24 protein-coding genes and 1 other annotated feature are annotated in these 24,675 nt (G+C 57.2%); of the genes, 13 read left to right on the forward strand and 11 right to left on the reverse strand.

The features are described 5' to 3' along the window. Positions 1-61 precede the first annotated feature (61 nt). Together DG357_RS00060 and DG357_RS00065 are read left to right on the forward strand one after the other, a co-directional pair. A complete protein-coding gene (locus DG357_RS00060) occupies positions 62-1,399 on the forward strand; it encodes an MFS transporter (protein WP_080351169.1) in 1,338 nt (445 codons plus the stop codon). A gap of 51 nt (positions 1,400-1,450) precedes the next feature. Continuing rightward, positions 1,451-2,680, forward strand: coding sequence for a DUF3748 domain-containing protein (locus DG357_RS00065; RefSeq protein ID WP_197710697.1), 1,230 nt, complete (start codon positions 1,451-1,453; stop codon positions 2,678-2,680). Here DG357_RS00065 and DG357_RS00070 read toward each other — a convergent pair. Then, positions 2,677-3,009 carry a YceK/YidQ family lipoprotein gene (locus DG357_RS00070; protein WP_014881914.1) on the reverse strand — a complete coding sequence of 111 codons (333 nt, stop codon included), beginning with the start codon at positions 3,007-3,009 and terminating at the stop codon, positions 2,677-2,679. The genes DG357_RS00065 and DG357_RS00070 overlap by 4 nt on opposite strands. Positions 3,010-3,259: 250 nt before the next feature. Continuing rightward, positions 3,260-3,331: a sequence feature (ROSE (Repression Of Heat Shock gene Expression) occurs in the 5'-region of heat shock genes and acts as an RNA thermometer to modulate expression.), on the forward strand. On the opposite strand from DG357_RS00070, the gene ibpA reads away from it, so the two are divergent. From ibpA to DG357_RS00085, 3 genes are all read left to right on the forward strand, one after another. Continuing rightward, on the forward strand, positions 3,325-3,735 hold the full coding sequence (gene ibpA / locus DG357_RS00075; RefSeq protein WP_008500162.1) for a small heat shock chaperone IbpA: 411 nt from the start codon (positions 3,325-3,327) through the stop codon (positions 3,733-3,735). It overlaps the preceding feature by 7 nt. A 136-nt stretch (positions 3,736-3,871) precedes the next feature. Continuing rightward, positions 3,872-4,300 (forward strand): small heat shock chaperone IbpB, encoded by a 429-nt coding sequence (gene ibpB, locus DG357_RS00080; protein ID WP_028014943.1) that lies wholly within the window; start codon positions 3,872-3,874, stop codon positions 4,298-4,300. A gap of 129 nt (positions 4,301-4,429) precedes the next feature. Further along, positions 4,430-6,091 carry a putative transporter gene (locus DG357_RS00085; protein WP_047366728.1) on the forward strand — a complete coding sequence of 554 codons (1,662 nt, stop codon included), beginning with the start codon at positions 4,430-4,432 and terminating at the stop codon, positions 6,089-6,091. On the opposite strand, the gene DG357_RS00090 is transcribed toward DG357_RS00085, so the two are convergent. Continuing rightward, on the reverse strand, positions 6,059-6,805 hold the full coding sequence (locus DG357_RS00090; protein WP_088204442.1) for a GntR family transcriptional regulator: 747 nt from the start codon (positions 6,803-6,805) through the stop codon (positions 6,059-6,061). The two genes, DG357_RS00085 and DG357_RS00090, sit on opposite strands and share 33 nt — an antisense overlap. A gap of 221 nt (positions 6,806-7,026) precedes the next feature. Here DG357_RS00090 and DG357_RS00095 point away from each other — a divergent pair, with 221 nt between their 5' ends. From DG357_RS00095 to DG357_RS00110, 4 genes are all read left to right on the forward strand, one after another. Further along, on the forward strand, positions 7,027-8,649 hold the full coding sequence (locus DG357_RS00095) for an alpha-glucoside-specific PTS transporter subunit IIBC (RefSeq protein WP_108780309.1): 1,623 nt from the start codon (positions 7,027-7,029) through the stop codon (positions 8,647-8,649). Further along, positions 8,646-9,968, forward strand: coding sequence for a 6-phospho-alpha-glucosidase (locus DG357_RS00100; protein WP_045260840.1), 1,323 nt, complete (start codon positions 8,646-8,648; stop codon positions 9,966-9,968). Before DG357_RS00095 ends, DG357_RS00100 begins: the two co-directional genes overlap by 4 nt. Positions 9,969-10,060: 92 nt before the next feature. Then, entirely contained in the window at positions 10,061-10,408 is a 348-nt protein-coding gene (locus DG357_RS00105; RefSeq protein ID WP_088204444.1) for a YidH family protein, read from the forward strand. Further along, positions 10,398-10,745: a DUF202 domain-containing protein gene (locus DG357_RS00110; RefSeq protein WP_023309822.1), complete on the forward strand. Its 348-nt coding sequence runs from the start codon at positions 10,398-10,400 to the stop codon at positions 10,743-10,745. The genes DG357_RS00105 and DG357_RS00110 overlap by 11 nt, the downstream gene beginning before the upstream one ends. A gap of 17 nt (positions 10,746-10,762) precedes the next feature. Here the strand turns inward: DG357_RS00110 and dsdA are convergent, their stop codons facing one another. Then, a complete protein-coding gene (gene dsdA / locus DG357_RS00115; protein WP_088204446.1) occupies positions 10,763-12,049 on the reverse strand; it encodes a D-serine ammonia-lyase in 1,287 nt (428 codons plus the stop codon). A 17-nt stretch (positions 12,050-12,066) separates the two neighbouring features. Further along, positions 12,067-13,404, reverse strand: a complete 1,338-nt coding sequence (gene dsdX, locus DG357_RS00120; protein WP_028014951.1) for a D-serine transporter DsdX — start codon at positions 13,402-13,404, stop codon at positions 12,067-12,069. A gap of 204 nt (positions 13,405-13,608) precedes the next feature. On the opposite strand from dsdX, the gene dsdC reads away from it, so the two are divergent. Together dsdC and DG357_RS00130 are read left to right on the forward strand one after the other, a co-directional pair. Further along, on the forward strand, positions 13,609-14,535 hold the full coding sequence (gene dsdC, locus DG357_RS00125) for a DNA-binding transcriptional regulator DsdC (RefSeq protein ID WP_039024536.1): 927 nt from the start codon (positions 13,609-13,611) through the stop codon (positions 14,533-14,535). Between the two features lie 84 nt (positions 14,536-14,619). Beyond that, positions 14,620-15,708, forward strand: a complete 1,089-nt coding sequence (locus tag DG357_RS00130; RefSeq protein ID WP_041911718.1) for a glycoside hydrolase family 5 protein — start codon at positions 14,620-14,622, stop codon at positions 15,706-15,708. Here the strand turns inward: DG357_RS00130 and emrD are convergent. From emrD to DG357_RS00165, 7 genes are all read right to left on the reverse strand, one after another. Then, positions 15,611-16,795: a multidrug efflux MFS transporter EmrD gene (gene emrD / locus DG357_RS00135; RefSeq protein ID WP_039024559.1), complete on the reverse strand. Its 1,185-nt coding sequence runs from the start codon at positions 16,793-16,795 to the stop codon at positions 15,611-15,613. The two genes, DG357_RS00130 and emrD, sit on opposite strands and share 98 nt — an antisense overlap. 175 nt (positions 16,796-16,970) lie before the next feature. Next, positions 16,971-17,804, reverse strand: coding sequence for an EamA family transporter (locus DG357_RS00140; RefSeq protein ID WP_028014955.1), 834 nt, complete (start codon positions 17,802-17,804; stop codon positions 16,971-16,973). Positions 17,805-17,866: 62 nt separating this feature from the next. Beyond that, a complete protein-coding gene (locus DG357_RS00145; RefSeq protein WP_028014956.1) occupies positions 17,867-18,313 on the reverse strand; it encodes a GNAT family N-acetyltransferase in 447 nt (148 codons plus the stop codon). Between the two features lie 64 nt (positions 18,314-18,377). Beyond that, positions 18,378-18,467 carry a type I toxin-antitoxin system toxin TisB gene (tisB, locus tag DG357_RS00150; RefSeq protein ID WP_045260836.1) on the reverse strand — a complete coding sequence of 30 codons (90 nt, stop codon included), beginning with the start codon at positions 18,465-18,467 and terminating at the stop codon, positions 18,378-18,380. 399 nt (positions 18,468-18,866) lie between these two features. Then, on the reverse strand, positions 18,867-21,275 hold the full coding sequence (locus DG357_RS00155) for a T6SS phospholipase effector Tle1-like catalytic domain-containing protein (RefSeq protein WP_088204447.1): 2,409 nt from the start codon (positions 21,273-21,275) through the stop codon (positions 18,867-18,869). Continuing rightward, positions 21,263-21,874: a DUF3304 domain-containing protein gene (locus DG357_RS00160; RefSeq protein WP_088204448.1), complete on the reverse strand. Its 612-nt coding sequence runs from the start codon at positions 21,872-21,874 to the stop codon at positions 21,263-21,265. Before DG357_RS00160 ends, DG357_RS00155 begins: the two co-directional genes overlap by 13 nt. Then, positions 21,862-22,458, reverse strand: a complete 597-nt coding sequence (locus DG357_RS00165; RefSeq protein ID WP_088204449.1) for a DUF3304 domain-containing protein — start codon at positions 22,456-22,458, stop codon at positions 21,862-21,864. Before DG357_RS00165 ends, DG357_RS00160 begins: the two co-directional genes overlap by 13 nt. A 321-nt stretch (positions 22,459-22,779) precedes the next feature. Here DG357_RS00165 and ivbL point away from each other — a divergent pair, with 321 nt between their 5' ends. Together ivbL and ilvB are read left to right on the forward strand one after the other, a co-directional pair. After that, entirely contained in the window at positions 22,780-22,878 is a 99-nt protein-coding gene (gene ivbL, locus DG357_RS00170; protein WP_057979964.1) for an ilvB operon leader peptide IvbL, read from the forward strand. A 106-nt stretch (positions 22,879-22,984) separates the two neighbouring features. After that, complete coding sequence (gene ilvB, locus DG357_RS00175) at positions 22,985-24,673, forward strand: acetolactate synthase large subunit (RefSeq protein WP_059353827.1); 1,689 nt, start codon at positions 22,985-22,987, stop codon at positions 24,671-24,673. The last annotated feature ends 2 nt before the right edge of the window (positions 24,674-24,675 follow it).

Genomic DNA, 24,675 nt, shown 5'->3' on the forward strand with positions numbered 1-24,675 from the left:
CGGTAAGCCTCCGGGCAAAAATCATACATACAAAAATATAACCCTCTGTAAATTACAGGGCATGGTGAGCGGCTTCGCTATGCCCAAAATCTGGAGACAGATTGCGATGGATATTCCAGTTACCGCTACAAAAATCGGGCGTCGCCGCTACCTGACGCTGATGATGATCTTTATTACCGTGGTCATTTGCTATGTCGACCGCGCCAACCTTGCCGTGGCATCGGCCCATATTCAGGAAGAGTTTGGCATCACCAAAGCGGAAATGGGCTACGTCTTCTCGGCGTTTGCCTGGTTGTATACCTTATGCCAGATCCCCGGCGGCTGGTTTCTTGACCGCGTGGGTTCACGTCTGACCTACTTTATCGCCATATTAGGCTGGTCCGTGGCGACCCTATTCCAGGGCTTCGCCACCGGGCTGATTTCGCTGATTGGCCTGCGTGCCATCACCGGGGTTTTCGAAGCGCCCGCGTTTCCGACCAACAACCGTATGGTGACCAGCTGGTTCCCGGAACACGAGCGCGCGTCCGCCGTTGGTTTTTACACCTCTGGCCAGTTTGTCGGCCTGGCGTTCCTGACGCCGCTGCTGATCTGGATCCAGGAGCTGCTGAGCTGGCACTGGGTGTTCATCGTCACCGGCGGGATTGGCATTATCTGGTCGCTAATCTGGTTCAAGGTCTACCAGCCGCCGCGTCTGACCAAAAGTATCACCAGGGCCGAGCTGGACTACATCCGCGACGGTGGCGGTCTGGTGGATGGTGATGCGCCGGTGAAAAAAGAGGTGCGCCAGCCGCTGACCAAAGCGGACTGGAAGCTGGTCTTCCACCGTAAGCTGGTGGGTGTTTATCTGGGTCAGTTCGCGGTTACTTCTACGCTGTGGTTCTTCCTCACCTGGTTCCCGAACTACCTGACCCAGGAAAAGGGGATCGCGGCGCTAAAGGCGGGCTTTATGACCACCGTGCCGTTCCTCGCCGCATTTTTCGGCGTGCTGCTCTCCGGCTGGCTGGCCGATAAGTTGGTGAAAAAAGGGTACTCGCTGGGCGTGGCGCGTAAAACGCCGATTATCTGCGGCTTGCTGATCTCAACCTGCATCATGGGTGCCAACTACACCAACGATCCGGTGTGGATTATGGCCCTGATGGCGGTGGCGTTCTTTGGTAACGGTTTCGCCTCTATCACCTGGTCGCTGGTGTCGTCCCTTGCGCCGATGCGGCTGATTGGCCTGACCGGCGGTGTGTTCAACTTTGTCGGCGGACTGGGCGGGATCACCGTACCGCTGGTTATCGGCTACCTGGCGCAGGACTACGGCTTCGGCCCGGCGCTGGTCTACATCTCTGCCGTGGCGCTGATCGGGGCACTCTCCTACATCCTGCTGGTGGGCGATGTGAAACGAGTAGGCTAATCCCTGCGGATGTTTTACCCTGATGCACTCACCGTGCATCAGGGTATCCTCATGAAACAAATTACCTTCGCCTCCCGCAACCACCAGCTGACCAACATCAATACCTGGACGCCGGACAGCCAGTGGCTGGTCTACGACGTGCGCCCGTCAGGCGCGTCATTTACCGGCGAAACCATTGAGCAGGTCAACGTCGTTACGGGTGAGGTGGAGGTGGTCTATCGCGCCACTGACGGCGCGCATGTCGGCGTGGTGACCGTTCATCCGGCACAGGACAAATACGTCTTTATCCACGGTCCGAAAAACCCGGATGCTGGCTGGCACTACGATTTTCATCATCGTCAGGGTGTGATTGTGCATCACGGTCAGGTGAGCAACCTGGACGCGATGGATATCACCGCGCCTTATACCGCAGGCGCGCTGCGCGGCGGCAGCCACGTGCACGTCTTCAGCCCGAACGGGCAGTTCGTCAGCTTCACCTATAACGACCATGTTTTACATGAGCGCGATCCGAAGCTCGATTTACGCAACGTCGGCGTGGCGGCACCGTTTGGCCCGGTGAACCCGCAGGGGAATCATCCACGTGAATATTCAGGCACGTTCTGGAGCGTGCTGGTCAGCCGCACAACACCCAACCCGCAACCGGGCAGCGATGAAATCAACCGCGCCTACGAAGAGGGCTGGGTGGGCAACAACAGGCTGGCGTTTATCGGCGACACCCTCTCCGCGCAGGGCGAAAAAGTGCCTGAACTGTTTATTGTTAACCTGCCAGAAGGCGAGCAGGGCTGGAAACAAGCGGGCGATGCGCCGCTGCAGGGCACCCCAGACACCCTGCCAGCGCCGCCTGCCGGGGTGAAGCAGCGTCGTCTGACCTTTACCCACCAGAGGGCCTACCCGGGTCTGGTGAACGTGCCGCGTCACTGGGTGCGCAGTAACCCCCAGGGGACGCAAATCGCGTTTCTGATGCGGGATGATAACGGCATTGTGCAGCTGTGGCTGATCTCTCCTGAGGGCGGCGAACCGCGCCAGCTGACGCGCTCCGGGAGCGGTATTCAGTCTGCGTTTAACTGGCACCCTTCCGGGAACATGCTGGGATTTGTGCTTGAAAACCGAATCGCCTGCTGTGACGCGAAGACTGGAGAAGTGACGTTTTTGACGTCCGATCACGGCAATCCGCCGTCTGCTGATGCGGTCGTGTTTTCCCCGGACGGGCGCTTTATTGCGTGGATGCAAGAGACGGGCGGTTTCCGTCAGCTTTGGGTAACGGAAACCGCGAAGGACTAGCGCGGCGGCATCTCGGCGGGCGGGATAACGGCGTTTGTCGCCAGATTTTCCTGCTCGCTTTTCTCTACCCGTGAGCGCACGGAATCGTCTTTACGGAATACATCCCACGGCAGCAGAAGCGTATCCGCCACTGCTGTAAAGGGCATATCCAGGATGACCAGGGATTTGGTGCCCCAGTTCGTATCGTCATCGGAGATCATCGCCGCGCTGGCGCGCGTCCCCGGATATGTTCCTTCTTTACCGCCGGTGTGAGACATCACGCTCGAACACCCGCAAAGTAAAACCACCCCGCTGAACGTCGTCAGCTTTATCAGAACATTTTTCATCATCACTCAGTCATCGTTAATGGCACTGCATAGACCTGCAACTCAGGGTTATAGCGAGCCTTATCCGAAATGAATAGCCCGATAACCCCGCACTGTGGCAGCCATCGCAATTTAACCCTTTGTGCTGTTGTCCCAGAGTCTATGCGACAACCAGCAAAGTGCAAAAAAATCTCGCCTAAATAGTCTTGAAAAGCTCGGTTCCAGACCCATTTTAAGAATGTGACCCGATAACGAACACGCCTGATGGGTGCTCGGGGGCGCAAAGGCCTGTCCATGGTGGAAGGCTACAATTTCTCGCTGATTTCAGGAGTATTATCTATGCGTAACTTCGATCTTTCTCCGCTATACCGTTCTGCAATTGGTTTTGACCGCCTGTTTAACCATTTAGAAAATAACCAAAGCCAGAGCAACGGCTACCCTCCATACAATGTTGAGCTGGTTGACGAAAACCACTACCGCATCGCCATTGCCGTCGCCGGTTTTGCAGAAAACGAGCTGGAAATCACCGCGCAGGACAACCTGCTGGTGGTGAAAGGTTCCCATACGGCCGAGCAGAAAGAACGTACCTACCTTTACCAGGGCATCGCCGAGCGCAACTTTGAACGCAAGTTCCAGTTAGCCGAGAACATTCACGTTAAAGGCGCGAACCTGGTTAACGGCCTGCTGTTTATCGAACTGGAACGCGTGATTCCGGAAGAGAAAAAACCGCGCCGTATCGAAATTAACTAATTACGCGGGTCGCGCGAGCGGCCCACCCGGACTTGCTTGCCGTAACGGGAGCATATGCGAATCCATCAGGATTTGCAGGAACAACTGTGCACAAAATTAAACTGTGCCGAACTCGCTTCTCAGAAGGAGATTTAGTATGCGTAACTACGATTTATCCCCCCTGCTGCGTCAGTGGATTGGTTTTGACAAACTGGCTAATGCCCTGCAAAGCACCACCGAGCAACAGACATTTCCGCCGTACAACATCGAAAAAAGCGACGATAACCACTATCGCATCACCCTTGCGCTGGCCGGGTTCCGCCAGGAAGATCTGGATATCCAGCTCGAAGGCGCGCGCCTGACCGTGAAGGGTACGCCGGAAAAACAAGAGACCGAAACCCGGTGGCTGCATCAGGGTCTGGTTAATCAGCCGTTTAGCCTGAGCTTTACCCTGGCAGACCATATGGAAGTGTCCGGTGCGACGTTTACCAACGGGCTGCTGCATATCGATCTTATCCGTAACGTGCCGGAAGCCATCGCGCCGCAGCGTATCGCCATTAGCGAGCGGCCGGCGTTGAACAGCTAATCCGCTTTACTCACAGACTGCACAAAGCCCTGCTCCGGCAGGGCTTTTTTGTGCGCCATCGCCCATACAACCGCATCCGGCTCTGAGAAAATCCTTGTTATAACTAAGGTTATGCCAAGGATGTGGATCATGAGTGATATCGCGTTAACCGTAAGCGTGTTGGCCCTGGCCGCGGTTGTAGGGCTATGGATTGGCAATATCAAAATCCGTGGCGTCGGGTTTGGGATTGGCGGGGTGCTGTTTGGCGGCATTTTTGTCGGGCATTTTGCTGACAAGCTCGGGCTGGTTCTCAGCGCCGATATGCTCCACTTTATTCAGGAGTTCGGCCTGATTCTCTTCGTCTACACCATCGGGATTCAGGTAGGGCCGGGCTTTTTCGCTTCCCTGCGCGTCTCCGGGCTACGGCTCAATCTGTTTGCCCTCGGCATTGTGGTGATGGGCGGGTTGGTCACCGCAATCCTGCACAAAATCTTTGCTATCCCGCTGCCCGTGGTGCTGGGCATTTTCTCCGGGGCGGTCACCAACACGCCGGCGCTCGGTGCCGGGCAGCAAATCCTTCGCGATTTGGGCATTGAACCCGGCATTGTTGACCAGATGGGGATGAGCTACGCCATGGCCTATCCGTTTGGGATTTGCGGCATTCTGCTCTCCATGTGGCTGGTCCGCGTCCTGTTTCGCGTTAACGTCGACAAAGAGGCGAAAGATCACGAAACCACGCTCACCAACGGCCACATGCCGATCAAAACCATCAACATTCGCGTCGATAACCCCAACCTGAACAATATGGCGATTCAGGACGTACCGATCCTGAACAGCGCCAATATTATCTGCTCCCGCCTTAAGCGCGACGACGTGCTGATGGTGCCTGCGCCCGGCACGATGATCCAGCAGGGTGACCTGCTACACCTGGTCGGCCAGCCGGGGGATTTAAACAACGCGCGGCTGGTGATTGGTCAGGAAGTGGATACCTCGCTTTCAACCCGCGGCACCGATATGCGCGTGGAGCGTGTTGTGGTGACCAACGAGCACGTTCTGGGCAAGAAAATACGCGATCTGCAGGTAAAAGAGCGCTACGACGTGGTCATCTCCCGCCTCAACCGTGCGGGCGTCGAACTGGTTGCCAGCCCGGAGGCCAGCCTGCAGTTCGGGGATATCCTCAACCTGGTCGGACGCCCGTCGTCCATCGATGCCGTGGCGGATATGGTAGGCAACGCCCAGCAAAAACTGCAGCAGGTGCAGATGCTGCCGGTGTTTATCGGCATCGGGCTTGGCGTGCTGCTCGGCTCTATTCCGCTGTACGTGCCGGGCTTCCCGGTGGCGCTCAAGCTCGGCCTCGCGGGCGGGCCGCTGATTATGGCGCTGATCCTCGGGCGTATCGGCTGTATCGGGAAGCTCTACTGGTTTATGCCGCCGAGCGCTAACCTGGCGCTGCGCGAGTTGGGCATCGTGCTGTTCCTGGCGGTTGTCGGGCTGAAGTCCGGCGGGGATTTTATCGATACCCTGGTCAAGGGCGAAGGGATGAGCTGGGTCGGCTACGGCATCTTTATCACGGCGATCCCGCTGCTGACGGTGGCAATCCTGGCGCGGATGTTCGCCAAAATGAACTACCTGACGCTGTGCGGCATGCTGGCGGGCTCCATGACCGACCCGCCAGCGCTCGCTTTTGCCAACAACCTGCACGCCACCAGCGGCGCGGCCGCGCTCTCCTATGCCACCGTCTACCCGCTGGTGATGTTCCTGCGCATCATCACCCCGCAGCTACTGGCGGTGCTGTTCTGGGGGATGGGCTAACAGCTCTTCCGGGTGGATGCGCCGCAGATGGTAGTCCACCTGGTAATCGCTGGTATTTCGGAACATCACGGAATAATTGAGGAACTCGCCGCTGTCGCTGTAGGAGAGAGAGGTAATTCGCAGCAGTGGCGTCTGTTCCGGCAGATTCATATAACCGGCCAGCTGTTTATCTGCCAATACCGGCGTCAGGCTCTCGTAGTTGCCGCTGATGGTGATCCCGCACTCCTTCTCAATGTAATCAAACTTAGACCCCTCAAGATGCGCCAGCGACAGGTTGCGGAACAGCTTCACCGGCATAAAGCTGTCTTCCAGCATCAGCGGCTTTCCGTCCACGTAGCGCACCCGCCGTGAAAAGTAGAGCCGCTCATCCACCTGGATCCGCAGCTGGCTGGCGATGGCGGGCGGGGCGGGCATCACTTCGAACTGCAGCACCTTGCTCTGCACCTCTTTTCCCTGCTGACGCAGTACCTCCACCAGCCCGGTCAGGTTAGTGGTTTCGTGGTGAACGTCTTTGCGCGAGACAAACGTTCCGCTGCCGTGCCGGCGCTCAACCAGCCCCCAGCTCACCAGCAGATCCAGCGCCTTGCGGATGGTCATGCGCGCCACGCCAAACTCCTGCGCCAGCGCTTTTTCACCAGGCAGCGGGCTGCCGATGTTGTAGTCCGATGAATTCAGCCGCAGCCGCAACCTGTCAGCAATTGATTTGTAGATCACCAGTAGACCTCTCTGCCCTTATCAGGGCGTGGAATGCGTCCTGACATGTCCATATTTACCGCAAGAAGTAGACCTGACTGGTCAAAATAAAACCATGAATGCGATCACGAATCGCAGCGGCACGCCATGTTCGTACATCATTAAGTTCTTATGCTCACCTCAGGCCAGCACAAAACCATAAAGGCCTCTACCCCTACAGGTTGTTACGTGAGGATTTAAAAATGCTCAGTCAAATACAACGTTTTGGCGGTGCCATGTTTACCCCGGTGTTGCTGTTTCCGTTTGCCGGGATCGTGGTGGGAATCGCTATCATGCTTCGCAACCCGCTGTTTGTCGGCGAAGCCTTAACCGCCCCCGATCATCTTTTCGCGCAGATCGTTCACATCATTGAAGAGGGCGGCTGGGCGGTGTTTCGCAATATGCCGCTGATTTTTGCCGTCGGCCTGCCGATTGGGCTGGCGAAGCAGGCGCAGGGCCGCGCCTGCCTGGCGGTGCTGATTAGCTTCCTGACCTGGAACTACTTCATTAACGCGATGGGGATGACCTGGGGCCACTTCTTTGGCGTCGACTTCTCCGCCGAACCAACGGCGGGAAGCGGGCTGGCGATGATTGCCGGGATCAAAACACTCGATACCAGCATCATCGGTGCCATCGTGATCTCAGGCATCGTCACCGCCATCCACAACCGCTATTTCGACAAGCCGCTGCCGGTCTTTCTGGGGATTTTCCAGGGCAGCTCGTTTGTCGTTATCCTCGCGTTCTTCGTGATGATCCCCTGTGCCTGGCTGACGCTGCTGGGCTGGCCGAAAGTGCAGATGGGCATCGAATCCCTGCAGGCGTTCCTGCGCTCTGCCGGTGCGCTGGGCGTGTGGGTGTATACCTTCCTGGAACGCATTCTGATCCCAACGGGGCTGCACCACTTCGTCTACGGCCCGTTCATCTTCGGCCCGGCGGCGGTGGAGGGCGGTATTCAGGTCTACTGGGCGCAGCATCTGCAGGAATTCAGCCAGAGCACCCTGCCGCTGAAGACCCTCTTCCCGGAAGGTGGCTTCGCGCTGCACGGCAACGCAAAAGTGTTTGGCTCGGTCGGGATTGCCTTCGCTATCTGGTACACCGCGTCGCCAGAAAACCGCGTCAAGGTGGCGGGCCTGCTGGTTCCGGCCACGCTCACCGCCGTGCTGGTGGGCATTACCGAACCGCTTGAGTTCACCTTCCTGTTTATCTCGCCGCTGCTGTTCGCTGTGCATGCGGTGCTGGCGGCCACCATGGCGACGGTGATGTACGCCTTCGGCGTCGTGGGGAATATGGGCGGCGGCCTGCTGGACCAGTTCCTGCCGCAAAACTGGATCCCGATGTTCCATAACCACGCCTCGACGGTGTTCACCCAGATCGGCATTGGTGTCTGCTTCACCGGCATCTACTTCGTGATCTTCAAAACGCTGATTGAGCGTCTGAACCTGAAAACGCCGGGCCGGGAAGAGAGCGAAATCAAACTCTACAGCAAGGCCGACTATAAGGCGGCGCGCGGGCAAACCACCGCCCCGGCGGCGGCCAGCCAGCAGGTTGGGCAAGCCGCCGGATTCCTGCAGGCGCTTGGCGGCGCGGCCAACATCGAAAGCATCAATAACTGCGCCACCCGCCTGCGTATCGCACTGGTGGATATGGCGAAAACCCAAAGCGACGACGTCTTCAAAGCCCTGGGCGCACACGGCGTAGTGCGACGCGGCAACGGCATTCAGGTGATTGTCGGCCTGCACGTTCCTCAGGTGCGCGACCAGCTGGAATCGCTGATGAAAACTCCTTTAACAAATGAACAAACCACCCTGACAGAGGCTATATCATGAAAAAATTCTCAGTTGTCATTGCAGGCGGCGGCAGCACCTTTACGCCTGGTATCGTCCTGATGCTGTTAGCCAACCGTGACCGTTTTCCGCTGCGCGCCCTGAAGTTCTATGACAACGATGGCGCGCGTCAGGAGACCATCGCCGAAGCGTGCAGAATCATCCTTAAGGAGCAGGCCCCGGAGATTGAATTCAGCTACACCACCGATCCAAAAGCGGCGTTTACCGATGTCGATTTCGTGATGGCGCACATCCGCGTGGGCAAATACCCGATGCGCGAAAAAGATGAAAAAATCCCGCTGCGCCACGGCGTGCTGGGCCAGGAAACCTGCGGACCGGGCGGTATCTCTTACGGCATGCGCTCTATCGGCGGCGTGCTGGAGCTGGTGGATTATATGGAGCAGTACTCCCCGAACGCGTGGATGCTGAACTACTCCAACCCGGCGGCGATTGTCGCAGAAGCCACGCGCCGCCTGCGTCCGAACGCTAAAATCCTCAACATCTGCGATATGCCGATTGGCATTGAAGGGCGCATGGCGCAGATTGTCGGCCTGAAAGACCGCAAAGAGATGCGCGTGCGCTACTACGGCCTGAACCACTTCGGCTGGTGGACGTCGATTGAAGACCTGAACGGCAACGATCTGATGCCGAAGCTGCGCGAATACGTGGCGAAAAACGGCTATGTTCCGCCTTCGGAAGATGCGCATACCGAAGCGAGCTGGAACGATACCTTTGCCAAAGCTAAAGACGTGCAGGCGCTGGATCCGGACACCATGCCGAATACCTACCTGAAGTATTACCTGTTCCCGGACTACGTGGTCGCGCATTCCAACCCGGAACGGACCCGCGCCAATGAAGTTATGGATCACCGTGAGAAGCATGTGTTCAGTTCCTGTCGGGCGATTATCGAAGCCGGCAACTCCGCCGCCGGTGAGCTGGAAATCGACGAACATGCGTCGTACATCGTCGATCTGGCGACTGCGATTGCCTTTAATACCCAGGAGCGGATGCTGCTGATAGTGCCAAACAACGGTGCCATCCATAACTTTGACGCCGACGCGATGGTGGAGATCCCGTGCCTGGTGGGCCATAACGGACCGGAGCCGCTTACGGTGGGCGATATTCCGCACTTCCAGAAAGGGCTGATGAGCCAGCAGGTGGCGGTGGAAAAACTGGTGGTGGATGCCTGGGAGCAGCGCTCGTACCAGAAGCTCTGGCAGGCCATTACCCTGTCGAAAACCGTGCCGAGCGCCTCCGTCGCGAAAGCGATTCTGGATGACCTGATCGAGGCCAACAAAGAGTACTGGCCAGAGCTGCATTAATCGTCCTGACCGGCATCGCCCGATGCCGGTCTCCTTGTCCTTGTCGATTTACGCTATGCTGAAGCCTGCCCGTAGCACGACAAGGAATCTCCATGAAAATTTCCTGCCTCGGCGAAGCGCCGGACTACCGCTTCTCTCTGGCTAATGAACGCACGTTTTTAGCGTGGATCCGCACCGCGCTGGGCTTTCTGGCCGCAGGTGTCGGCCTTGACCAGCTCGCCCCCGATTTTGCCACGCCGCTGATTCGTGAAGTGCTGGCGCTGCTGCTGTGCCTGTTCGCGGGCGTGCTGGCGATTTACGGCTACCTGCGATGGCTGCGCAATGAGAAGGCGATGCGCCTGAAGCAGGATCTGCCCTATACGCGCGGGTTGCTCATCATCAGCGTGATTCTGCTGGCGGTGGCGGGTGTGGTGATGGGGCTGGTGTTCTATGGCGGATAGCCGCAAAGCGCGGCGCGAAGCGGACCCCGGCCTGCAGCCGGAGCGGACGTCACTGGCCTGGCTGCGCACGCTGCTGGGGTATGGTGCGCTGATTGCCCTGGCGATTAAGCACAACTGGCACCGAACCGGGGTGCCATTCTGGATCTCTATTATTGTGCTGGCGCTGGTGGCCATCATTTTATGGCGCTATACCCGCAGCCGTAACCTGATGGACGTGGCGCAGAACGATTTTGTACAGCCGAAAGCAGTGCGGGATAAATTCCTGATTGCGCTGGCTGTTCTCTCGCTATCGCTGCTGTTTGCGGTGACCCATATTCAGCAAATTTTGAGTTTGTAAGCCGGGTGGCGGCTTAATTACTTCCCTTTAGCCAGATACTTCGCCATCTCGTCTTCCGGCACCATGCCGCCGCCGGTTGCCCACACCAGGTGGGTAATGTTGGTATGCGAATGAACGCGCAGCGGCCCGGCCATGCCCGCCAGTGCGGACGGTTCCAGCCGAATGCCTTCCTCCTGCGCCAGCCAGCCGAGCATGTCGTACATGCTCCGATCGGAAAGGGTATAGAACCCGTCGAGCAGGCGCTCCATCGCGCGGCCCACGAAGCCGGACGCGCGCCCAACCGCCAGACCGTCCGCCGCCGTCACGTTATCAATGCCCAGATCCTGCACCGCGATTTCATCGTGCAGGCCGGTGTAAACGCCCAGCAGCATGCACGGCGAGTGCGTTGGCTCCGCGAAGAAGCAGTGCACGTTATCACCAAAGGCCAGCTTCAGGCCAAACGCCACGCCGCCAGGCCCGCCGCCTACGCCGCACGGCAGATAGACGTACAGGGGATGATCCGCATCCACCACGCGGCCCTGTTCGGTGAACTGCGCTTTCAGGCGCTCGCCCGCCACCGCATAGCCCAGGAACAGGGTGCGGGAATTCTCATCGTCAATGAAGAAGCAGTTCGGATCGCTTTCCGCCGCTTTGCGCCCTTGCTCCACCGCCACGCCGTAATCCTGCTCATATTCCACGACGATGACGCCGTGGCTGCGCAGCCTGGCTTTCTTCCACTCGCGGGCGTCGGCGGACATATGGACCGTCACCTTAAAGCCGATGCGTGCGCTCATTATGCCAATGGATAACCCCAGGTTGCCGGTGGAGCCCACGGCAATGCTGTACTGGCTGAAGAAGGCCTTAAAGCGTGGCTCCAGCAGAATGCTGTAGTCGTCTTCAACGCTCAGCAACCCGGCGTCCAGCGCCAGTTTTTCCGCGTGGGTCAGCACTTCATAGATGCCGCCGCGCGCTTTAATCGAGCCGGAAATCGGCAGGTGGCTGTCTTTTTTCAGCAGCAGCGTGCCGGGAATGGATTTGCCAGATTCTTTCTCCAGCCGCGACCGCATTGCCGGAATGGCGACCAGTTCAGATTCAATAATCCCGCCCGTTGCCGCCGTCTCCGGGAAGGCTTTCGCCAGATACGGCGCGAAGCGGTTGAGGCGCGCATGGGCATCGTCCACGTCGGCTTTGGTCAGCCCGACATAGGGCAGCCCTTCTTCAAGCGTGGTGGTGTTCGGGTTAAGCCAGGTGGTTTCTTTCAGGGCAATCAGATCCTCAACCAGAGGAAACTGTGCGGTTAAAGTGGTGATAGTTGCGTTTTCCATAATATGTCTCTTCGCGCTCAGATAATGAAAGAAAGCAGGAATGTGCCGCCAAGTGCAAGCACCGAGGCGATAAACGTCGCCGTCGTATAGTATTTGAAGGTCTCATTCAGGGTCGCGCCGCAGTATTGCTTCACCAGCCAGAAGAGAGAATCGGTCACGATCGTGCAGCCAATGGCGCCGGAACCGATGGCAATGGTGATGATCTCCGGGCTGACGTTCGGGTAGAGCGGCAGCATCGGCGCGACGATGGCCGTGGCGCCCATCATCGCGACCGTGGCGGAGCCTACGGCGGCATGCAGCACCAGCGCCACCAGCCAGGCGAGCAGGATAGGGTGCATGTGCAGATTCGAGAGAATTTGCGCCAGCGAGTCCGCCAGTCCGCTGGTTTTCAGGATGGCGTTGAACGCGCCGCCCGCGCCGATAATCAGCAAAATGTTGGCGATAGAGCCAAAGCCGTGCTCGGTGTGCGTCAGCATCGCGCCCATGCCCATGTGCTGGCGGATGCCCAGCAGGTAGTAGGCGACAAACACGGCGATAAACATGGCGGTGATCGGGTTGCCGATAAACTCCAGCAGTGTATACAGCGTGCCGTCTTTTGCCATATTCAGTTCAGCGATGGTCTTCACCAGCATCAGGGCAATCGGCAGCAGCACCGTAAACAGCGTGGCGCCCAGCGACGGCAGGGTATGCTCCTCCCGCACCTTCAGGTCTGAAAATTCCGCCGGAACCGGTTTAAACGGCAGACGATTGCCGAGCAGCTTCAGGAACAGCGGGCCGCCGACCAGAGAGGCCATCAGGCCGACCATCAAACCGTAGACAATGACCGTTCCAACGTCCGCCCCTAATTTATTGGTCACAAACAGCGCGGCCGGATGCGGCGGCACCACGCAGTGCACCGCCATCAGCGCGGTACAGAGCGGAATGGCCAGCTTGAGCAGCGACGTGTGGGTCTTTTTGGCGATGGAAAACGCCAGCGGTATCAGCAGGACCACGCCCACTTCCACGAACAGCGTAATGCCGCAGATCAGGCCCACCAGCACCATAATCACGTCTGCTGACAGCCAGCGGCAGCGCTGCAACGTAATCCCGATGCGCTCTGCCGCGCCGGAAACCTCCATCATCTTGCCGAGAATGGTCCCAAGACCAATCACGGCCGCCAGGAAGCCCAGCGTGCCGCCAATCCCACTCTCAATGGCGTTTACCATATCCAGCGGGCTCATTCCCATCATTGCGCCGACGAAAAAGCTCGCCAGCAGCAGCGCGAGGAACGGGTGAAACTTTAGCTTAACGATGGTTAAAACAATCAACACAATGCTGACCAGCAGCGTTGCCACAACCCAGACCTGAGATCCCATATCTCACCTCACCCTTATGTCATCTGGGGGTATTGGACGAAAAAGCGGCGTGGGCTGACAAACGATATAAATTGGCGTTCAGGTGAGCCAGATTGAATCAACTGAGTGACTGCGCTCTAAAAAAAGCACTTAAACCGCATTAGGTTCACATATATTCACCCTTAAACAGTATGCTGAGCGCAGAAACCACGCGTGAGAATTGTGATGACCGATGCAAATGAAGCCAGAAACCGGCTGCTCAACGGCTGGCAGCTGTCGAAAATGTACACCTTTGAAGTGGCGGCTCGACATGAATCCTTCGCGCTGGCGGCGGAGGAGCTGTCGCTCAGCCCCAGCGCGGTGAGCCACCGCATCAACCTGCTCGAAGAAGAGCTCGGTATTCAGCTGTTTGTCCGTTCGCACCGTAAAGTCGAGCTGACGCAGGAGGGAAAGCGCGTATACTGGACGCTAAAATCGTCCCTCGACACCCTGAATCAGGAGATCCTGGACATCAAAAACCAGGCGCTGTCCGGCACGCTGACGGTCTACTCCCGGCCGTCGATCGCTCAGTGCTGGCTGGTACCCATGCTGGGCGACTTTACCCGCCGCTATCCGTCGATTTCGCTCACCGTCCTGACCGGCAATGATTACATCAATATGCAGCGAACGGGGGTCGATCTGGCGCTCTATTTCGACGATACGCCGCCAAACCATCTGTCTCATCACTTCCTGATGGACGAAGAGATTTTGCCCGTCTGCTCGCCGCAGTATGCCCGCGAGCATGAGCTGTTGAAAAACCCGGATAACCTTAGCCACTGCACGCTGCTGCACGACCGTCAGGCCTGGAGCAATGATTCCGGTACGGATGAGTGGCTGAGCTGGGCGCAGCACTTTGCGGTGAATATGCCGCCATCGTCGGGTATTGGTTTCGATCGTTCCGACTTAGCGATTATTGCGGCCATCAACCACGTCGGCGTCGCGATGGGGAGAAAGCGGCTGGTGCAAAAACGGCTTGAACGGGGCGAACTGATCGCCCCGTTTGGTGACAAGACCCTGAAATGCCATCAGCACTACTATGTTTCGACGCTTTCGGGCCGACAGTGGCCGAAAATAGACGCCTTTATCGGCTGGCTGAGAGAACTGGCAGGTTGAAGAATTATTACGCTTTCGCGCTACACCAAATGTGAAAAAGCATGCTAAATACAGGTAATGCTTTCGATTTATCCAGGGTAAACCGTGTTAAAGCCTCTTATAGCGACCGCGTTACTGATCTCTTCCGGCTGGGCCATTGCCGCTGAGCCGCCGCTGACGGCTGCCCGTTATGCGCAGCAGCTTGGCGTCGGGATGGATGTGGACTGGGCGCGCACCGAGCGCGGCATACGCGAGTTCGACCCGCTGGTGGTTCGCGATTTTCGCGCAAAAGGCATTACCCACGTGCGCATTCGTGTCGCCGATGAGCCGACGGAAGCGCGGCTGATCCACCTGCGCAAGCTGGTGGAAGCCTGCGAGCAGTATGGCGTGATCCCGATTATCGCTTATCAGGCCGATGAATATAAAAACGACCCCAAAGCCGATAACGAGAAAGAGACGATCAACTGGTGGATTGCCGTGGCGCACTATTTCGGCCAGAGCTATCCGCTGCTGGGTTTTGACCTCATTTATGAGCCAGCCGACAAGCTTAACCACAACCTCGCGTCGTTAAACCGCGTGTATGAAAAAACCATTAAAGCGATCCACGACATCGACCCGCAGCGCATGATTTTCATTGCGCCGCGCCTGCGTGCCGCGCCGGAAGATTTATCCGGTCTGAAGCTGCCTGCGCACAGTCAAAACTACCTGCTGGCGGAGTGGCATATTTTCCCGTGGGGGCCGCTGAAAAATAGCGGTAAATACCCGTGGACGTCCGGCACGGCGGCGGAGAAGGCGGCTATCCGTAACCGCATCAGCACCGCGCTGCGCTGGCAGCAAAAAACCGGGCACGTCAGCTGGGTTGGGGGCTGGGGCGTGGGGGAGTCAAACCACCTCACGCCAACCGCTTCGCAAATGGCCTTCGCCACCTTTATGGCCTGCGAGCTGCAAAAGGCGAAAATCCCGTATGCGCTTAACGCGGATTTCCAGTTTTACGACGGGGAAGAGGGGGCCTGGCGGCCTGCGCCGGAGCCGTTATTGCAGGCGATGATTGCGCCCGTCTGTGAAAAGCCCGGCGAGAAGCCGGGCCATCATGCGGTTAAACCGGCTGCTCGTGATGCGGAACGCGCGACGACAGCGGCAGCCAGCACAGTAAAATCAGCAGCCCCATTAGCGTCATCAGCAGGCCCAAACTAGCCTGCCCGGTCTGCGGCATCATGGCCGAGAGCCAGGCCAGCGCGCCGGAACCGATGTTCTGCAAACCGCCCACCAGCGCGCCCGCCGTGCCGGCGAGGAACGGGAACGGCTCCATCGCGCCGCTGGTGGCGAGCGGGAACAGCATTCCCGCGCCGAAGAAGAACAGCGCCGCCGGAATCAGCAGCGTCCAGACGGTCATCACGCCAAACAGCCCCGGGATCCACATCATCAGACCCGCCAGCAGGCAGCTGATCACGGCCTGCCACATCAGGGTTGAAAAGCGCTTGTTCTGACGCCCGGCAAACCAGGCGCCAAAGAACGCCGCCGGGATTGGCAGAATAAACAGAATGCTCACCACCATGCTGCTCAGGCCAAGACCCGCGCCCAGCAGCACGCCGGAGCAGGCTTCGAACACTGCAATACCCGCCAGGCCGCCGATCAGCATCAGCAGGTAGCAGGTAAACGCGCCGTTGCCGAACAGCGTCTTATAGCTTGTGAGAAGCTTCGTGCGCGGCGCGTCTTTTGGACGGGTTTCCGGCATCCAGCGCGCCATACTGAAGGTGACAATTACGCAGAGCACCAGCAGAAAGGCGTAACAGGCGCGCCAGGACCACATTGTGTCCAGCAGGCCGCCAATCAGTGGAGCGAGAAGCGGGCTGACCAGAATGCCCATATTTAACAGGCTGTTGGCGTGGCGGAGCTGGGTGCCCTGATACATATCGCGCGGTAAGGTTCGCGCCATCACCCCGCCGACACCCGTCCCAACGCCCTGCAGGGCGCTGGCGGCAATCAGTACGGTCAGGCTGTGGGTGGTAATGGCAATCACCGTCGCTACCATGAAAATGCTCATGCCCACCAGGATCACCGGGCGACGCCCGACGCGGTCGGAGAGCGGGCCGTAGAAGAGCTGTGAAACGCCATAGGTCAGCAGGTAGGCTGCCATCACGCTCTGCACCGCGCCTTCGCGGACGTTCAGTTCCTTTGCCATGTCGGCAATCGCCGGAATGTAGATGGTTTGCGCCATCTGACCGACGGCCACCAGTAACACCAGCATCAACAATAAGTTAACGTTCCTTTGCTTTTTCATGTCGCTGAATACTTTTGCCAAAAGAGAGAAATAAAGAATAAGTGACTACGCATTCCCATAAATGCGCGAGGAATCTACCACAGACAGATGACAATTTAAGCATTGTTGCGGTGAATGAAAAAACCGGGAAAGGCAGGATTTGTAAACAAGAACGGCAACTAATGTTGCCAGCGATTTACGCCAGACGCAGCAGAATAGCGCCGACAGCAATACCCAGCGCTGCCGCGATGCGCAGGCCCGCAACCTTCTCTTTTAAAAGGACAAAGGCGATCAGCGCCCCGAAAAGAATTGAGGTTTCACGCAGCGCGGCGACCACCGCCAGTGGTGCCTGCGTCATCGCCCAGAGGGCCAGACCGTAAGAGCCCATGGTCCCCACGCCGCCGAGCAGCCCTTTTTTCCAGTGCAGGCGCAGGTAGCTGGACGCCTCGCGCCGACGCGCCACCATCGCCCAGCCCAGCAGGCAGAAGCCGTTCATAAAGAAGGTCCAGAGCGTGTAGCCCAGCGCGGTGTCCGACAGCCGCACGCCGGTGCCGTCCACCAGCGTATACCCGGCGATAAAACAGGCGTTCAGCAGCGCCAGCCAGATCCCCCTGCGTGACTGCATGCGGCCATTCATCGCCATCGCCAGAATCGACAGGCAAATGACTCCGATACCGGACCAGGCGAGCCAGGAGAGATGGTCGCCGAGCGCCAGCACGCTGATCAGCGCCACCAGCAGCGGGGCGGTGCCGCGCATCAGCGGATAGGTCTGGCTCATGTCCGAGACCTGATAGGTCTTCGCCACCAGCACGGTGTAGACCACCTGTAAGGCGCAGGAGACGATCAAAAACGGCCAGCTTGCCGCAGAAGGCTGTGGTGAGAAGGGCAGTAAAATCAGGGCAATAATCGCGGCTGAGCCGCTAACGCCGATCGCAGAGTAGAGTTTATCCGTTCCGGCTTTAACGATAGCGTTCCAGCTGGCATGCAGCAGTGCGGCGAAAAGCAAAATGCAGAAAACGGTGATGGTCATGGCGTATTGGGTGATGAATTGTCACTCAACTGTAACATTCACATCCTGATGCCGCCAGCCGGTTACACCGCACAAAAAAGGCGGTGCGTCACCCGCGGTTCGTCTGAGACCAGCGTAAAACCGGCTCGATTGTAAAATCCGTACGCGCTGTCCGGCGCGTGAGTATTCAGAAAATCAAACCAGATGCTGGCATCCGCCATCACTACGGTTAAAAGCTGTTTTCCAATGCCCAGCCCGCGGCACTTCTCGCTGACGTAGAGATGGCGAATGCGTCCGGCACGCGGCTGCTGGCTGAACGGATCGCGGTTGAGGCCACACACGCCCACCAGCTTGCCGTTAAGAAACGCACCCAGCAGCTTTTCACCCGGCGCGTTAAAGCGGTTCTCACCCCGCAGCCAGTTCTCTTCCAGCCTGCGCAGCATGTTGAAATTCAGCGCGATACTTTCCGCCTTCAGGGCGATATACCCCGGCTCATCCGGTGTGACAGGCTCAATTAACAGACGCGACATAGCATTCCCTCGTTATTAAAGAGGGGCGGTTGCCCGCCCCTCTCAGGTGCGACTTGAACCTGAATTACCGAACGTATTTCAGGACAGCATCAAGCAGTTGCAGTACTGCAACAATGAGTTTGAGGATAAGTATCACCATATCCACTACGCTCATACGCGTCTCCTTTTGGTTAAAAGGAGCACGATGCTGGCGTACCTTTCCGCCGCCTGTTGCCAGCACCTGGATTGACGTAACACAGTGTGCTCACTTCAGGGGTTAAGGCACTGACGGCACCACCCGTTTCAGCCAGGACTTCGTTGCGCCGGTAAACTGCGGCCCCCTCGCTCACTGCGAACACCCTCAGTATAGATAAATACTGTATGCATGAACAGTATTTTTTGGACAAAATTTGGAAGGTGATCCATACTCAAAAACGTCAAAATCCGTGCCGGAATTGCGCGTTCGAGTTCTATCGCGTATACTTTTCGCGTTGACGTAACACAGTGTGTTCTGCGGCGACCAACCGCAAAACCCTGATAAAAACCTCGCTTAGGCGGGGTTTTTTGTTTTCTGTCAGTCTGAATAATTCATATTTTCAATGTAAGACTGTATTGCGGCTCTCTTTTGTTCAAAGGCCATTTCATCCGCCTTTTGACACTCTGCCAGGGCTGAGGCAGGGTAGTGAACGCAGGGTATTTGCCGGGTTTTATCCTGCAACACCCCCAGCGGATATCCCGTGCTGGCATCAAGGACAGAAATGCGTTGTTCGACGGGGGCAGATGGCCCCCGCCCGGTATTTTGCAATTCAATAAGAAACTGGACCTCGTGCGTTGAGATGGGGTAACCCAGGCCTGCAACATAGCCCAGCATGGAGAGTGGCTTAACCTGTTTACTCGTCGCTTCGCCGAAATAGATCATACGGTAGATAAAATAACTGCCCCAGGGTTCGCGCGAACCCAACGCGCTGTGCATAAACCAGGCGCGGGAATCATGGATTTGATCATCAAAAAGCGCTCTTGTTAGTCCTGAGGGTTGATTGGCATTGCTCTGTTCCCCTTGTGGTGGAAACAGTGTTTCCAAATGTTCTTTCCCCGCCTCTTTGATCTTTTTAAACTCAACGAGAATGTCATCCTGGTTAAAGGCAAAAACAAAACCTTTGAAGTAATCGAGTACGGCGTAGGTTGTGCTTTTTGCCTGAGTACGAGAAACGCCATGATAGTCTTCTTTAAACTCTAATGCTGCCTGTAAAAGCTGTGTTTGCCCGAGTAAAGCGTCAAAGTCTTTTGGGCCTGTCTTAAGCATCACAAACTGACCCCGCGGGTAGTTACCGAGCTGTTTAATTCGCTCTCTTTCTGCATCTTTTTGTATTTTTTCGCGTTCTCTTTCCCGTTCCGCCCTTTTACCAGGATCGTTATCCTGATTTTGATTATTGGCTGCGGCGTCGTGATAAAAGCGCTGGCTCCGGAATGTTTCCTGGGCGTAGCGATTGATGCGCCAGGCGGTTATCCAGCCGATCTGGTTTTCAAGCGCTTCGATGATATTGACCCGAGCGCGAACGGGGGAGTAGTGGGTTGCCTGTTCGTCTGGAATGCCAGTTTCGGAAAGAGGTAAATCAAGAGTGAGCTGGCGCCAGGCGTTGAAGCGTTGGACTATTGAGGTTTCAACATAAAATTCATCTCTTAAACTAGTAGGCATGATGCGCCATACATCTTTTTTCATCTCATCTGGGATGGATTCTTCAAGTATTTTTAATGGTGCGCCTGCATTAAAAGCCGCTGAAAACATCTCATTTAATGGTATTTGCGACAGTAAAAAACGATCATCATTACCGGTCGCTTTACCCTGATCCCCTGGTGGATACCCGCCCCCAATATCAGAATGCATCCCAGGATAAACCACCTCTACGGCGTATTCAGGATATCGCCCGTCCGCACGACAGATTGAATCGAGTGGGAAGCACAACCGCTGATCGTGAGCCGAAACCAGATGCACGCAGCGCTTAATCAGCGCATTGTCCGGCAATTCCATCGTTCCGTCGGCCCAGGCCATATGACCTTCCGCTACTGGGGCGATATGGGCAATCCCAACGGAAGCGACCGTATCCAGCAGACCCAGAAATTCAATGCTAATCGGAATTTCACCCTGCTTTGTCGCCAGGCAAAAAGGTTGTAAGGCCCCTTCCCGGGAGGGAGAAAGCAGGGCGTTAAGCCAGTTAACAAAGGCCCGGGCGGAGGCCGCTCCGCGAGAGAAACCGTAAACATAGAGTTTGATTCCCAGCAGCTTAGAGGTGCCCGGCGTTGGCTGCGTTAAGGCAATCTCCAGCGTTTTACCCAACCCGTTCAGCAGTCGGAAAAGCTCTGTGTAACGGAGGTATTCTCCATGAGCGTTGGATTGAGAATAGCTGGAGTTCATGGCCTGGATGGAGTGCCAGTTTTCCTCATCGCTCAGCTTGCCAAGCCCAAGCGTTCGTCGCAGGGCGTCTACCAGCCGAAGCAGACCCCAGTTGATGCGCTCCTCGCCGTAAGCAGCGTATTTCAGGCCTGCATCACTGAAGTCGAGATCCAGCACCTCCGGAAAAGGCGTCCCCACGCCGGGAATATAGTATTTGTAATACTCGTTGTGCGCGACGCCGTCCTGATCGACCAGCTCTGCGTTATGCGCGCCGGTTCCCCCTGCATAGCCTTGTCCTATGGTGGCACGGAACAGGCGAGCGATATTGGTCGGATGAGGCGGGGTCGATTCATAGAGGTCATGATTCAGGTTGTTGCCCGTACCGTCAAAGAAAAGGCTGATATGCAGCGTCTTACAGCAGGGAGGCAAGACGCGTCGGTTGGCAGCTGTGCAAAGCTGGTTATGGTATTGCCTTTCCAGACTGCCTTGTTCCCTGCAGTTTTGCCCAAAGTGAGATCTAGTACTAGGTAATCTACCTCTTTCCGGAAACTCAGGAGGGTACCAGACATTATCAGGGTTCAGTTTGGACATACTTTGGGCTTCTCCATATGCACGGGGTCTTTGATAGGATAATCAGGGCTGCCATAGTCGGCGCAGCTGGTAGTGACCTTCACCTGCTCACAGGGCAGGAAGTGAACGGTGATACCGCAGGTTTTTTGTCCGGTATAATCGGGGACAGGCACCGTTAGGGAATGTGTTTTACTGATGGCTTTAATTTTTTCGTACCAGTCGTGATATTTATCTGAGTAAGCCTGCCATGCTTTGTAATAATCCTGCTCGTCCATTCCTTTGGTTTTTGGCCGCTCAGGCTGCGGGATCTCCGGCACATCGCTGGGAAACGCGACGCCCGTTTCCCAGTCAACCTGCACCGTCATTCCTGGCTTCCACGGCCCGCTCACGCCAAAGCAGCATCCTCCACCTCCACCTGAATACGGGCCGATAATATCGAGGCCGGACTGCCCGTTAACGCTGAAGCGGTTGATAGCCCAGCTGGTGTGGTTAATGGCTTCAATGGTCCCGCCACCGCCGGGCGGGGCTGGTTCCGTTTTAACGGGCTGGTCGCACCCGGCCAGCAGCAGGCCTGCAGCCAGCAAAATGCGGGTATGCCATACTGCACTCACTGAGGACATACTGTCGGCTTCTCCATATGCACGGGGTCTTTGATGGGATAATCAGGGCTGCCATAGTCGGCGCAGCTGGTAGTGACCTTCACCTGATCACAGGGCAGGAAGTGAACGGTGATACCGCAGGTTTTTTGTCCGGTATAATCGGGGACAGGCACCGTTAGGGAATGTGTTTTACTGATGGCTTTAATTTTGCCATACCATTCGTGATATTTATCTGAATAAGCTTGCCATGCCCTATAACGCTCATCCCGGTTCATCCCGGTGGTATCTGGTTCATCAGGCTGCGGAATCTCAGGCACATCGCTGGCAAACGCGACGCCCGTTTCCCAGTCAACCTGTACCGTCATTCCGGGCTTCCACGGCCCGCTCACGCCAAAGCAGCAGCCCCCACCGCCACCCGAATACGGGCCGATAATATCGAGGCCGGACTGCCCGTTAACGCTGAAGCGGTTGATGGCCCAGCTGGTGTGGTTAATGGCTTCAATGGTTCCGCCCCCGCCGGGCGGGGCTGGTTCTGTTTTTACAGGCTTGTCGCACCCTGTTAGTAAAAGCAAAGCAGCGAAAAGCATTGTGTAAAACTTGTTCATGCTGTCTTCCTTAACACCCGCCTGTATCCCTCGGCACGCTCTAGTATTTTTGTACTTGTTCTTAGGTTCGAAGAAATCATAACCACATAAAGCCTGCGACAATACCCTCGAGCCGCTATTTTCAGATTTTCATAAGAAATTAATATGTGACTGAACCTAATAGCGTTTAGGGCAAATTTGAGAGGTGAAAACGGAGAGCAAATCCAACAAACGAAACGTGATCCCTGACGCATTTTTGCGCAGATGAAAATATTTCCATTGTCACGCCCGAAAACCTGTGTTTGTATAAATTCAATCAATGATTCCAAACACAGGTCCCCAATGACTTCATCCATCTTCACTTCGACCCTACTAAAAACTGCGCAACCAGCCGCAGTGGTCGTCGTGCGTGTGGTGGTGGTCGTCGGCAATGCGCCGTAGGGACTGGATCAACACACGAATCCAAAACCCCGCCGGCGCAAACCGGGCGGGGTTTTTCGTTTAGGACCCTCCCCGGAAAGTCGGCCCAGAAGAAAAGGACTGGAGCATGGCAAGTTCGGGCACAACATCCACAAAGACGCGTTTTACAGGCGCGCAGCTGATTGTTCATTTACTGGAACGACAGGGCATCACCACGGTTGCGGGTATCCCGGGTGGAACCGTGCTGCCGCTGTACGATGCGTTGAGCCAAAGCACGCAGATCCGCCATGTGCTGGCGCGTCACGAGCAGGGGGCAGGCTTTATCGCTCAGGGCATGGCGCGTACGCAGGGCAAACCGGCGGTCTGTATGGCCTGCAGCGGCCCCGGCGCAACCAACCTGGTCACCGCCATCGCCGACGCGCGCCTCGACTCCATTCCGCTGATCTGCATTACCGGCCAGGTGCCGTCCTCGATGATCGGCACCGATGCGTTCCAGGAAGTGGACACCTACGGCATCTCTATCCCCATCACCAAACATAACTATTTAGTTCGCGATATCAGCGAGCTGCCTCAGGTTATCAGCGATGCGTTCCGTATCGCCCAGTCTGGCCGCCCGGGCCCGGTGTGGATAGACATTCCTAAGGATGTCCAGACCGCAGAGATCGAGATCGACGTGTTGCCGGAGCCGGGCGAGCGCGCCCCCGCGCCGGAATTCAGCGCTGAAAGCGTGCGCGACGCCGCCGCCATGATTAACGCCGCCAAACGCCCGGTGCTCTATCTGGGCGGCGGGGCGATTAACGCTGCGGATGAAATCCGCCAGTTTGCGGAAAAGGCCAACCTGCCGACCACCATGACCCTGATGGCGCTGGGTATGCTGCCTAAAGCGCATCCGTTGTCATTAGGCATGCTGGGCATGCACGGTGCGCGCAGCACCAACTACATCCTGCAAGAAGCGGATTTGCTGATTGTTATGGGCGCACGTTTTGATGACCGGGCGATTGGCAAAACCGAGGAGTTCTGCCCGAACGCCAAAATCATTCACGTGGATATCGACCGCGCCGAGCTGGGTAAAATCAAACAGCCGCACGTGGCGATTCAGGGCGACGTAGCCGAAGTGCTGGCGCAGCTGATCCCGCAGACGGACGCAACTGACCGGGCCGACTGGCGTCAGCTGGTGGCCGATCTGCAGCGCGAGTTCCCGGGCGCTATCCCAGCTGAGGGCGACCCGCTGAGCCACTACGGGCTGATCAACGCCGTGGCCGCCTGCGTGGACGACAGCGCGATTATCACCACTGACGTGGGCCAGCACCAGATGTGGACCGCGCAGGCGTATCCGCTGAACCGTCCGCGCCAGTGGCTGACCTCCGGCGGCCTCGGCACCATGGGCTTCGGCCTGCCGGCGGCAGTAGGCGCGGCGCTCGCCAACCCGGACCGCAAGGTTATCTGCTTCTCCGGCGACGGCAGCCTGATGATGAACATTCAGGAGATGGCGACTGCAGCCGAAAACCAGTTAGACGTGAAAATCATCCTGATGAACAACGAGGCGCTGGGTCTGGTGCACCAGCAGCAGAGCCTGTTCTACAAGCAGGGCGTGTTTGCGGCGACCTATCCGGGGATGATTAACTTTATGCAGATTGCCGCCGGCTTTGGCCTGCACACCTGCGATCTGAACGCGGAAGAAGACGCCCACGCGGCGCTGCAGGCGGCGATCTCGCGTCCCGGCCCGGCGCTGATCCACGTGCGTATCGACCCTGAACAAAAAGTGTATCCGATGGTGCCGCCGGGTGCGGCCAATACTGAGATGGTGGGGGAATAAGC

It is taken from the genome of Enterobacter bugandensis (genome assembly GCF_900324475.1).
In the GTDB taxonomy this organism is placed as follows: Bacteria; Pseudomonadota; Gammaproteobacteria; order Enterobacterales; family Enterobacteriaceae; genus Enterobacter; species Enterobacter bugandensis.